At 68.7% G+C, this 11,884-nt stretch carries 7 protein-coding genes and 3 pseudogenes; 7 read left to right on the top strand and 3 right to left on the bottom strand.

Features of this window, described 5'->3' with window-relative positions:
• Nucleotides 1-343: 343 nt before the first annotated feature.
• The gene (locus ACFWTC_RS37385) at nt 344-2,824 is read right to left on the bottom strand and encodes a DUF3376 domain-containing protein (protein WP_384030400.1); all 2,481 of its coding nucleotides are present in this window, start codon (nt 2,822-2,824) and stop codon (nt 344-346) included.
• Between the two features lie 1,185 nt (nt 2,825-4,009).
• On the opposite strand from ACFWTC_RS37385, the gene ACFWTC_RS37380 reads away from it, so the two are divergent.
• From ACFWTC_RS37380 to ACFWTC_RS37370, 3 genes and pseudogenes are all read left to right on the top strand, one after another.
• Complete coding sequence (locus tag ACFWTC_RS37380; RefSeq protein ID WP_384030398.1) at nt 4,010-4,213, top strand: hypothetical protein; 204 nt, start codon at nt 4,010-4,012, stop codon at nt 4,211-4,213.
• Nucleotides 4,214-4,472: 259 nt separating this feature from the next.
• A pseudogene (locus ACFWTC_RS37375) lies at nt 4,473-4,628 on the top strand (helix-turn-helix domain-containing protein); the annotation flags it as partial.
• 469 nt (nt 4,629-5,097) lie between these two features.
• A complete protein-coding gene (locus ACFWTC_RS37370; protein WP_384030396.1) occupies nt 5,098-6,030 on the top strand; it encodes a competence protein CoiA family protein in 933 nt (310 codons plus the stop codon).
• Nucleotides 6,031-6,643: 613 nt separating this feature from the next.
• Here the strand turns inward: ACFWTC_RS37370 and ACFWTC_RS37365 are convergent.
• Nucleotides 6,644-7,108, bottom strand: a pseudogene (locus ACFWTC_RS37365) (Tn3 family transposase); the annotation flags it as partial.
• 212 nt (nt 7,109-7,320) lie between these two features.
• Here ACFWTC_RS37365 and ACFWTC_RS37360 point away from each other — a divergent pair.
• The 3 genes from ACFWTC_RS37360 to ACFWTC_RS37350 all read left to right on the top strand — a co-directional run bounded on the left by ACFWTC_RS37360 (nt 7,321) and on the right by ACFWTC_RS37350 (nt 8,782).
• Nucleotides 7,321-7,995, top strand: a complete 675-nt coding sequence (locus ACFWTC_RS37360) for a hypothetical protein (protein ID WP_384030394.1) — start codon at nt 7,321-7,323, stop codon at nt 7,993-7,995.
• 85 nt (nt 7,996-8,080) lie between these two features.
• Nucleotides 8,081-8,449: a hypothetical protein gene (locus tag ACFWTC_RS37355; protein ID WP_257559891.1), complete on the top strand. Its 369-nt coding sequence runs from the start codon at nt 8,081-8,083 to the stop codon at nt 8,447-8,449.
• Between the two features lie 24 nt (nt 8,450-8,473).
• Nucleotides 8,474-8,782 (top strand): hypothetical protein, encoded by a 309-nt coding sequence (locus ACFWTC_RS37350; protein ID WP_257559831.1) that lies wholly within the window; start codon nt 8,474-8,476, stop codon nt 8,780-8,782.
• 186 nt (nt 8,783-8,968) lie between these two features.
• Here ACFWTC_RS37350 and ACFWTC_RS37345 read toward each other — a convergent pair.
• Nucleotides 8,969-9,725: pseudogene (locus ACFWTC_RS37345) on the bottom strand (PP2C family protein-serine/threonine phosphatase); the annotation flags it as partial.
• 977 nt (nt 9,726-10,702) lie between these two features.
• On the opposite strand from ACFWTC_RS37345, the gene ACFWTC_RS37340 reads away from it, so the two are divergent.
• Nucleotides 10,703-11,149, top strand: coding sequence for a hypothetical protein (locus tag ACFWTC_RS37340; protein ID WP_384030392.1), 447 nt, complete (start codon nt 10,703-10,705; stop codon nt 11,147-11,149).
• Nucleotides 11,150-11,884 lie beyond the last annotated feature (735 nt).

The following is an 11,884-nucleotide window of genomic DNA, read 5'->3' as shown; positions in this document are numbered from 1 at the left end:
CCGGCATCTGCCGCACCTGCCAACGCCCGATTCCCGCAAAGAAACCCACACGTCGAACCCGAGCAGCCGCCTTGACTTAACGAAGTACTACTAGTTGATCCGTGCGGTGTCATGGTTGAGCAGCGCGGCCAGTTGCGGGGCTGCCCGCAGGGTGAACGTGAGGGCGACCTCCCGGGCGCGCTCCGCCTCGCAATCCTGGCGGGGGTACGCAAGGCGGGGCACTGCGAGGCGGAGGAGCCGTTCGGTTCCGCCCCGGCGGTCCCGTTCGGCGGGTGGTGAGGTCGTCAGCCACGATCGGCTTTCGATTGGTCCTCCTCCTCCCGGTGCGCATACCGGGTGCACCTCACAGAATCTCGATCAGCCAGCGGGCTCCGAACACCAAACCAATGATCGCGAGCGACACGATGATGTACACGGCCAGGACGACGAAGGTCGCGAGCGTTTCCGTCCGCGGACGGGCCCGCCTCGACCGTCGGCGGCTCCGCCACTTCAGATGCCACTGATATCCCCAGGCCAAGGGCCGGGCAAGCCACCGCCAACGTCCCAGCGGGAGCAGCATATTCCGCCGTGACTTCGCAGTCAGGTCGTGTGCCAGTACCTCGTCGTCCGTCATGTTCCTGAGTTGTTTCAGACGAGTTCTCATGCGCTCGATGGGGTCGTCGCCCTCCCCGGGCAAATCCTCCGCCTGGAGGATCGCCGCGTGGAGGCTGCGTTCCGTCTCCCCGCCGTCCAGTTGCCCTGACAGGAGAGACAGCAGGTGATGGGCGGCGTCGAGGCGCCCCCACGCGAAGTCGTGACGACGCCAGTCCTTGCTCAAGAACGCGGCGAAATGGTAACAGCGCAGTCCGTACAGCTTCCTGGGGCCCAGGTCCACAGACCAGTCCTCATTGAACAGCGGTCCCATGTGATCTGGGCCGAGCCGCAGGAACCGGAACTCGGGGGTGAGTTTTTTCATGGCGCGCGCGGGCGGGGCGAAGCTCTGCGTGAGGACCTCCACCAGCAGCATGGCGGCAACGACGTGCTCCGGGGTCTCCCAGTGCTTCAGATTGTCGCTACCGCGGGCCGCGGACAGGAAGCAGCGCGCGGCGGCACCCACCAGGCGGCCGACCTCCGAGGGGACTGAGAGGTCGGTGAAGACCTTATTGACCTTGATCGCCTCCTCGCAGAGACCGGGAGGGCACTCGTCCCAATGCGTCCTCTTACGGACAACCTTGTTGATGGCCAGGACCTTGACGAGACTGTCGTTGACGAACGGGATCGCATCGGAAATCCGTCGTGCCCTCGCGCTGTCCTGGGCCTCCCGGGCGTTACGGAGCAGCTGATGAAGCAGGGCAAGAAGGTTCTGCAGCAGACGTTCCGCTGGGGTGATCCCCCAACGCCACTCTCCCAGGCGGGGCGCGATGAGGCTCCGCACCGTGGTGGGCGGAAGCCACATCAGGTCTTCCCGCGCGAGGACCTCCCTCAGGATCTCTTCCGGAGGCTCGTCCGCGGCCTTGAGTGCGGTCACCCGCGCATTGGTGACAGCCAGCCGCTTCCGCACGGCTAGGAGCCGGCTCCTTCGGTACTCGGCGTACAGCGCCCGTGCCGCCAGCTGCATGCGGTGCTGCTCATCGTGTCCATACTCCAAGAGCCGGCAGAGCAGTTCGTCCCGCGATCTCGGCCCGCTGATCTCCAGGCGGAACTGCACGTCCTCGATTCCGGAGCGGAAGTCGACCTCCTGCGGGTAGTTCAACGCGCTCCAAGCAGCCGTCCCCATGCCGACGTCGTCGCACCGGCGGTCCTTGACCGCCTCGTCGGCCAGCACTCCCCCGGATGGAGCAACGAACATGACGACACGCTCGGCCGGGCCGCCACGCCGTTCGGTGATCTCATCCAGAACGGGGGTGAAGGGAGCGTTGTTGAGAACACCGCCGTCCATCACGCAACTCGCGGGCATGTCCAGCTCCTTGTCCGGGTGGACCCGGTAGGCGAGGAGCGGATGTTCGCTGACCGGCTGGAACGCCACCGGATAGCTGGCCGTGGCGCGCGCCGCTGTGACCAGGGCGTCGTTATGGGCTTCGGCGAACTCCCTGATGGCCCGGTTTTCGAGCTCCCACCTGGCCCCCTTGTCCACATAGCGGAAGGCCTCGGGTTCATTGCGGAACCGGTACATGCGGCGGTGGTCCCGCACGCTGAAGGCGCTGCCGGCGTCGTCCTCGTAGTCCCGGTGACGGCCGTCCAGGGCGGTGGCGGTGACGAAGAGGGTGACGCGCTCCTGACTTTCCGGTCCTCGCAGCATGCCATCGAGAACCTTCTTCACCTGGCCCTTGAACCAGTCCCCGTCCAGCAGCGCCTTCCGGCGCGGACGGCGCTTGCGGCTCAACTCGTCCAGCGAGGCGACATCACGCCACAAGTCGCGAAGCCTTAGCGACTGCGATCCCCGGGCGATGCCGGTGGCCAGGAGCAGGCCGTTGAGACCGCCGGCAGACGTGCCGGAGACAATGTCGATCTTCACCTCGACCCCGGCCTCCTTCGCCACCTCTTGCCACAGCCTGAAGACCTCGCGCTCCTCCTCCGGGACGGTGTCGGAGTGATCTCCGCGGGATGCCCGCCGGAGCAGGTCGAGTTCGTGGGTGACGCCGCCCATCCACACGGCGAGACTGACACCGCCGTTCATCACCAGTGCGATCCGGTACTCGATCTTCGGTACGCACTGTGACTCGCCCCGGGTGCAGGGCAAGGCCGAGGCATCTGTGCTGGTCGTGCTGGAGCAGACGTGCTGAAACGCCCGGTCGCGGGCACGGCGAAGGCTCGCGCAGAGCCCCGTACTCTTCTGGTCGGGCATGCGATGTCCTCCAACGGCGCCAAACCGTCCGGCTAAGCGAACCCCCTTTCGGGGAGGATGCTGCCCCCAGCCTTGCTTCGTCCCAGGGCAGACGCCACCGGGGGGTGCCGTCCGGACGGCAGGTCGCACCCTTCCGGGGGACGTCGCAGTCGGCGCACTTCTCCCACGAGCAATTCGGGTCGGTGACGGCGGAGTGGCGGACTGAGTGGTGCGAGCCGTAGCCGTGGGCGTGGAGCAACTGGGCGGAGGCCCACACCGTGCCGGCCAGGGCTACCTAGCCGGGCCCCGCCCAGGGATGCCCCTGGCCAGCCAGGTGCTACGAGATGCCGAGCCTCTGGCCCTCGCTTCCACAGCGGCTACAGCGGTGGCCCCGCCAGCATCGCCAACCACCGCAAGAAGGATCACCCGGGCAACCGGAAGGGCTGAGGGCAACGCGTCCGTCTACCTCGGCGCCGGGGCTGGCGAACCGCCAGCCCCGGGCGGAACCGTAGTCGCGTCGCCTCTTCTTTAGTTCGACGAGTTGTCGTCCCAGGGCCGACCTCCTGCCCAGGCGAAGGCCGATGTGCGACTCGTCGAAGTCGTTGGCGTTGAAGGCCAGCGGACCTTGGCATGCGGGCCGTGGTGGACGATACCCGGGCTGTGCGCTCGTCCGAGGTACGGGACGCCGTGCCGGTAGCGCTCACCACGCCAGGAGTACCTGCGGATCCACACCAACGGACTCCAGGCGAGAGGCCCCGCTGCGCCGCGCGCCTGGTGATCATCTTTCGCAAGGTGAACCGGGGCTTAAGCGTCCTGCCTGCGACGACGAGGTGCCCGACCACACCCTGCCGTGCTGTTGCGGGCCAGCCCCGGTTCGTTCTGAAAATTGAGTGTCGGGGATCCAACGAGATGCGGGCCCCATTGCCGACATCGACATGCCACCACCAGGCAATGCTCCGACGTCCACGAGAACCCCTGATCACGGCGCCCGGAGGAGCCCAAGGATGCTTTCGTTGTTTACCCGTAGCGACCGAGCAATCGCGTAGGGCACCACTTTCCCGTCCGTGTCCAGGGTTTGTCGGCGAGTGCCGATACTCTGGTGCGAACCCATCCGGGTGCTTGTGCAGCTTCTGGATGGCCGGGTTTTGACGGACCGTCGCCCCGGCCTTCCAGTTGAGGTTCGGCGGTCCTGATTGGGGGGCTCGCATGCCCGGTAGCGACAAGCCGATGTCCGACGGTTCGGAGGACGATGGCCCGCCGTCTGTCCGGGGTGAGAGCCGCAGCACCGCTCGCGATGTACTGCTCGCCGGCGTAGTCCAGGCCTTGCTGGCTGGTCTCGCTGACGAGGCCGCGCACTGGTTCGTCCAGGTCGTGGTGTGGCTGTACGAGATGTTGGTCAGCCGCCTGTAAAACGCGACGCGCCCCCTGGTGTCCTACCACCAAGAGGCGCGAGGTGCGGGTGCATCCCGCGGCGGTCTCTGTCCCACTTGCACACGTGGCAGAGGCCGCCGTATTGCGTGACATCAGTCTGGCGTGCACCACTGACAATGCTCAGAAGCATGATCAATGTGCATGCGTGCACAATGCCGCAGGGCCCACTGTAGCGAGTCGTCCACGAGCGTGGACATCCTGTCCGCGCGCTTGGACGGCTGTGTCCCTCTGACATCAAGGCCGCTCGCACAGCCGCGTATTGGCCACCACGCGGCAGATCACCCTGCATCTGTGCCGGGAAGTTGCCGACCTCACCCTGACCAAGATCGGGGCGCAGTTCGGCGACCGCGACCTCACCACCGTGACGCACACAGACCGCAAGATCCGCGCCCTGAAACGAAGTGCCGCTACCTTGCGGGCGGGGCCCTCAGGACCGTGGTGGTGGCGAGGGCGGCGAGAATCCGCACGAGCGTCCCTTTCGAAGATCCAAAAAGTCGGGATCTTCGTAGCGGGACCGTGCAGGCGGTGGTGGCGGTCGGCGGCTGGTTCACTCCTGTGCGCTGAAAGTCGGACCACCACACCCTGAATCTGGAGCCCGGCCCGACCGGCGCCGCCGCCCCCTGGGCTAGGACTCAGGCCGCCTCTTCGGCCTTCGAGGAGGAAGGCCGGTACATGTCCAGCAGAGCGGTGACCGTCGCCCCCGTCGCCGCCGGTGTTGCCCCGAGAAAGGGTCGTTTCTGACAGTGACGCCGCGTGCGGCCGTGGCCTCCGCTCACGCGCGGGGAAGCGGCGGTCGACTTCCGGCCGTCCGTCCGAATTCGGCGGTGTCGACTGTCGGTGGCCGCCGCAACACTCTGAGCTGATTGTCGTTCAGAGGGGGGCTGATGGCGTTCCGGGCCGTGCACGCCGAGTGGGGGACCGTCTTCGCACACCTGCCCGATCTGGGGTGCGGACAGGCGTGGGAGGCGGTGTGGAAGGTCCGCCCGCCCGCGCCGATCACCTGCGCGGAGTGCCGGCACCCGATGTACGCGAAGACCTCCTACAGCGGGCTCAAGTTCTTCGCCCATGCCCCGCACGCCCCGGACTGCGAGATCGCCCGCCAGGGCGAGTCCGAGGCCCACCACCTGCTCAAGCTCGAACTCGCCAGTGCGGCCCGGGACGCGGGCGCCCACGCCGAGCTGGAGGTCCGTGCGCCGGACGGTTCCTGGCGCGCGGACGTGCTGGCGACCGACCCGGCCGGGACGTGGCGCATGGCGCTGGAAGCTCAGATGTCCCCGATCACGGCGGCGGACATCACCGCCCGCACCGAGCGGATGGGCGAGGACGGCGTCACCTCGTGTTGGTTCAGCGACCGTCCCCGCCCGCCCTGGCTCGGCAACGTCCCCTCCGTACGCCTGGAACGGCCGGACGGCGCCAAGCACCTCACCGTCGCCGAGGGCCTGGTGAAGTTCACTGGCCGCGGCTGGAGCCCCGTTCCGGCGTCACTCACCCAGTTCCTCACCTGGGCGTTCGCCAGCCGCATCGTCACGCACGCCCCACGGACCTCGCTGCGGTACCCGCAGCGCTCCCCCGCCACGGTGTGGACGGCCCCGCAGTACATCACCGCCGAGGACACCCACCTCGTTGACGAAGAACGCCGACAGCGCGAGTGCGAGACCCGCATGGCCGCCCTGCGGGCAGCCAGGAGAAGAAGCGGGACGAGATCCGCGCCAAGAACGCCATCTCCCGTGCAAAAGCCCTGGCCGAGGCGACCGCGGCCGAGCAGGCCGCCCGCGCCGCCCAGACCGGGAGACTGAGGGAGGTCGCCATCCGCTTCCGCCCCGGCATCGACCTGGCCCTGGCGAAACTCGCCGACGAGCACGGCATCACCGCGACCGTGGGCTTCAGCACCGGCGATCCCCGGTACGCCGGCGGCGTACCCCTCGTCGACGACAACGGCGTCACCGCCGCCGTCTTCGACCCCGACCCCGGGCGGGTCCGCGGCCACGCCTTCCGCCTCCTGGCCGGCCTCCTCCTGATCTTCTCCAGCCAGACCAGCCAGCGCCGCTTCGAGAAGGCCACGAAGCGCGCCAAGCACAAGCCGATCGATGGCTACCGCACCGACTTCGTCGACGCCCCTGCCCATGCTCGCTCCCGCCCGCGCATTCCCAGCGCCCGCGCCCACGCGTGCACCTGCACCGCCCCGCAGCTCGTCGCCCGAATCCAGAACGCCGAATACCCCGCCGAACCCAGCGATCAGATGGGCCCCGCCGCCGCACTCTTCCGAGCCCAATGCCGGACATGCGGCGGCAGGTACGAGAAGCCGTGGCGCCGAACCGGCAACACACCCATCAACCGGACAAGCAGACCAGAGACCTGAAAACCCGCCCTGTCGCCGCGTCCGCTCTGCGGCTCAGGCGGCGGTGCGGATCAGCTCTCGTCCTCGTCGTCGGAACCGGCCGCGACGGGGTCGCGCAGCGGACGCAGTCCACCGTCGGCCGGGACCGAAGCGCGGATGCTGTAGCGACCCAGCACGTTGAGGTTGGCGTGCTTAAGCGGGGAGAGCCGGGCGACGTCCTCGTCCCGAATGTCGTGCTCACGCTCCTCGGGCGGCAGCGCCCGCAGCTGGGTGACGGCGGCGTCCAGGTAGCGGGTCGTCCACAGCACGGCCGCGTTCAGGACCAGGCCGAGCGCGCCGAGCTGGTCCTCCTGGCCCTCGCGGTACGCCTGCATGATCTGCCCGCGCTTGCCATGGCAGATGTCGCGGGCGAGCTTGTGGCGGGACTCCTGCACGGTGAGCTGCCGGTTCATCTGCCGGCGGTAGGTGTCGTCGACCGGGTCGACCACCCGCAGCAGGTGCAGGGTCTTGCCGATCCGCCCGTACTCCGCGAACGCCTCGGCTGCGGACCCGCGCCGAGAGGAGCCACATCACACCCAGCATCCGCCGGTTCGCCGCCGAACAGGTCAAGCACGCGACCGCGTTCCTGCAATGGCTCGGCGAGCGAAACAGCACCCTCGCGTCATGCGGCCAGATCGACGTCGACGCCTGGTTCGCCGAGAACACCGAACACGCCCGCACCTGCCTGAGAGCCTTCCTCAACTGGGCCATGCAGAGCCGACGCTGCCGACGCTCCCTGTCCATCCCCAAGATGAAGGTCTCCCGCCGGGCCGCACTGAGCGAAGACGAGCGCCTCGATACCCTTGGCCGGCTGCTGACCGATACCGAGATACCGATGCGACTCCGTGTCGCCGGAGTCATCGTGCTCCTCTACGCGCAGCCCGCGAGCCGCATCGTCCGGCTCGGTGTTGACGACGTCATCCGCGACGGCGACACCGTGCTGCTGCTGCGGCTCGGTGAGCCGGCCTCGCCCGTCCCTGATCCGGTCGCCGCCCTGCTGCTGGAGCACATCGCGAACCGCGACAACATGAACACCGCTACCAACCCCGCGTCCCGCTGGCTTTTCCCGGGCCGCCGGGCGGGGCAGCCGACCCGCCCCGACCACCTGTCCGCGCTCTTGAACGAAGTCGGGGTCCCGACCGCGGCAGCCCGCGGCGCCGCGATCCGGCAGCAACTCCTCGAACTTCCTGCACCCGTCGTCGCGGACGCTCTCGGCTACCACGACAAGACCACCAGCCGGCTCCGCAACGAGACCGGCGGGACATGGAGCCGATACGCACCAGGAGATCACGAACCGGGCCGAACGCTCACAACCCATGCCGGGCACACGGGTGATCCGCCGCCACCCGTCCCCGGCGGATTACATGTTGATCATTGGGCCTGAAAACGTCTATCTGAAACCGGTCGGCGACCCGTAGTACTGGCTTCGCGGCCCACCGGCCGTCCACGATCTCAAGGAGCCATCACCCATGACTCGCTTTCGCACCCTGTGCATGGCCCTCACCGGCACCGCGGCGCTGTTCGCCCTGACCGCCGCGCCCGCGCACGCCGCCCCCGGCGACGTGACCACCTCCTGTTCGAGCGTCCTCACCCCGAGCGGCTTCGTCGACGTCAGCTGGGGGTACAGCAGCAGCTGCGGCACGCAGAGCTTCAGCCCGAACATCAAGCAGATAAAGCAGCTCACCGGGCTGCCCGTCGGCACCGTGGTCCAGGCCTGCAATTCCACCTACCAGCCCTTCGGCTGGGTCCAGACCGCCTCGTACTACAGCGGCAGCTGTGTCTCCTCCTCGGTCCCCAGCTTCAACAACAACGCCTGGACGCTCAAGCGCGTCTCCTGACCCGTCCGCCCCGACGCCGCGGTCGTGGAGTTCGCGGAGCAGGCGGTCGGCCGGCTGTTCCCCGGACGCCGGGCGGGGCAGCCCTTCCGTCCCGACCACCTGTCCGCACTCCTCAACGAGATCGGCGTCCCTGTGGCCGCCGCCCGCGGCGCCGCCATCCGACAACAACTCCTTGAGATGCCCGCTCCCGTCGTCGCGGACGCTCTCGGCTACCACAACAAGACCACCACCCGCCTGCTCAACGAGACCGGCGGAACCTGGAGCCGATACGCCCCTGGAGATCACACACGGTCACCGGCAGGCTGGGTTCCACGGAGAACTGGCGACAGTTGAATACGAGAGCCCACCAGTACCGAGGCCGTGATCAGGCAATGCGGCGGCCCCGGGGGAGCAGGCGGCCGTAGCTAGTGCCGGATCAAGCAACGTTTGCCCTGTCGACGACGGCGCGTAGCCGTTTGTCGTCCGCGTGGCGGTTTCGCCAAATGATGTAGCGGCGGGTCGGTTCCGGCGGGGTCACAGAAGGTGCTGCTGGTTCTCGGCGACGGCGCCGACGACGACCGGGATGTCGTTGACCTGCGCGTACACGGTGTCGTCGCCGACCAGGACGTCCACGACGATGCAGGTGATGTTGCCCGGGGCCGCCGCCCCGCAGGGCAAGCTGGATCAGCTCCTGCACGGTGTGGTGCGGCGGCTGATAGGCGACCAGCACGTCCTCCAGGGTCCGGTGGGAGACGACGCCGGAGAGACCGTCGGAGCAGATCAGGTAGCGGTCGCCGGCCCGGACCTCACGGATCGAGAGATCATCGGGTTCGGCGTGCTCGCCACCGTCCAGCGCGCGCAACAGCACGCCCCGCTCCGGGTGGGTGGTCGCCTCCTCCTCGGTGATGCGGCCGTCGTCGACGAGGCGCTGCACGAGGGTGTGGTCCTGTGTGATCTGCGTGAGGACGCCGTCGCGCAGCAGGTACGCGCGGCTGTCGCCGACGTGGACCACGCCGAGCCGGTGGCCGCTCCACAGCAGAGCGGTGAGGGTGGTGCCCATGCCCGCCAGCTGCGGGTCCTCCTCGACTATCACGCGCAGCTGGTCGTTGGCGCGCTGCGCGGCCGTGGCGAGTGTGGTGAGGATGTCGGAGCCGGGTACGTCGTCGTCGAACTGAACGAGGGTGGAGATCACCTCGGAGCTGGCGACCTCGCCGGCGGCCTGGCCGCCCATGCCGTCGGCGATGGCGAGGAGACGGGGACCAGCGTATCCGGAGTCCTCGTTGCCCTCGCGGATCATGCCCCTGTGCGATCCGGCCGCGAACCGCGTGGTCAGCGCATACTGCGGATACCACGGCGGCTCGACCGGCCGTGGCGGCACGATGAACGGGTCCGGTGCGGACCGCTCCGACTCCGGGGACGCCTTGTGCCGGCGCAGCTCCTCCAGCGCCGCCCGCATCTCGCCCGCCTGCTGGTAGCCCATCAGGCGGGCGCGCTGGACGAACCTCGCGAGCGCATCCGAGACGTCCGGAAGGGGGTAAAGCCGGCCCCAGCCACCGAGGCCGCTGCTCAGCAGCCGGTCCAGCATGTCGCCCACGGCGGTCAGGTCGGTGTGCGGAAGGGCCGCCACCAGGGCTCCCTGACTGTCGACGAGCTTGACGTGGCCGGTGCTGGTGACGTGTACCCGCGCGGGGTCGAGGTACCAGCCGGTCACCCCGTGCCGGTGGGCGTGGTCGAGGGCATCCAGGATCTCGGCGGCCGCGCGCAGCGCGCGCGGGACGTCCGGCGGGCGGCCGAGCCAGTCGGCGAGGGTGGTGCCGCCGGCGAAGCCTTCGGTGACGACGTACGGGCAGCTCACCCCGTCCCGCATCACGTTGCCGTGGTCGAGTACGACGGCCAGCGCCGGGTGGCTGAGCGGGGCCCGGGAGCGTAGCCGGGTGGTGAACGCCTGCCGTTTGGCGGTGTCGGTGGCCTCGTTCGGCCGCATGACGCGGATGCCCACCGCACGGTTGAACAGTGTGTCACGGCCGGTGTGGTTGTCCGCCTCCACATCGGACGGCACCACCGTCACCCCGGTCACCTCGTACCGGCTCCCCAGCAGGAAGGGGCGCGAACGCACAGGCACGTGCGCCCGGTTGCGGAACAACGGCAGCTCCCCCGCAGTGTTTCGGACCCTGGTCTGCGGCTCGGGGAAGGCGCGCGCCCGCAGCCCGGTCGCCAGCAGTCCGTAGAGGGCGTCGAGGCAGAACAGCTCGGGCCCTTCGGGAAGGCCGCGTTATGACCAGCCGTTACCTGCCCGGATATCGAGGGTGGACCAAGGTCCGCCGCAGGGACACCACCGAAGCGATCATCGGCGCGATCACGGGCACCCTGACCCGCCCGGGCCTCCTCGTCCTGGGCCGCTACGACGAGGTGGGCCGGCTGCGCGCGGTGGGCCGGACGGTCCCGCTGCGCCCGGACGTGTCCCGACAGGTTGGCGAGCACCTCGCCGAGGCCGGCCCCGGCCACCCCTTCGAGGGGGTGCGGTTCACGGCGGCGTGGGGGAGCCGTGACGTCCTGGACGTGGTGCTGGTCCGCCCGGAGCTGGTGACGGAGTTCAGTGCCGATCGGGCCGTTGACCGGGGCGTTTTCCGTCACCCGCTCCGCTTCAAGCGGCTGCGCCTGGACGTGACCGCGGACGATGTCCCGCGGTTCGGGGCAGGGCCGGCTGCGGCGGCCAGCTGACCGCCGACTCCCCGCGGACGGGTCTCCCAGGGGTCGTCCCGATTTCCCCGCGTTGTCCCCCCGGGGAAGCTGCGGGTACAGGCGCCAGACTGGCTGAGCACCGGGCAGGACACTCCCGGAGGGAGACGTCCCCGCGGGCGAGTTGGGTCGCCAGGGCGCTCATATCCGGCCGTCCTCGCTTTCCGGATTCCTCGGAGTTCCTCGGGATACCTCGGCGAGGCTCACCCGTTCTCACCGGAACTCACCAGTACCTGCCTGGCTGAGACGGAACCGGGCCGCTTCGGCTCGGGCGGCCGCCGTGCCAGACTCCCGTCAGGCGAACGGAACCAGCCATCTCAGTCCCGAGTTTCAATCTCACCAACGGACACCAAAGGACACTCAAGGAAACGAGAGGACACTCGATCAGAACAGATCGCTACACCCTGCGTGCGAACTGCGGGGATGCGACCTTGGCGGGTTCTGTCAGCGGCACTCGATACGGCGGGCCTCGCGCCCTACTCTCGACACACCGGGCCTGATTCGGCCCACTCCGTACCCCCGCATACCGCCCCGGAAGGGATCGTCGGCATGTCCGAAATCCCGCCCGCGCGAGTTGGCGGCGACCAGATGCCGCGATCCGGCCAACTTGGGCGCCGACGACCTAGTGTCCTGCGCCGGAAATAGCGAGTCTAAATAGCTGTCAGGTGTTGATGGTTGGTGGGTTGATTTTGGTGAGGTAGTCGGCGAGGGAGTTGA

The organism is Streptomyces sp. NPDC058619 (genome assembly GCF_042717785.1).
GTDB lineage: Bacteria > Actinomycetota > Actinomycetes > Streptomycetales > Streptomycetaceae > Streptomyces.
Note: the sequence above shows the minus strand (reverse complement) of the source record. Positions and strands in the feature narration are given on the sequence as shown.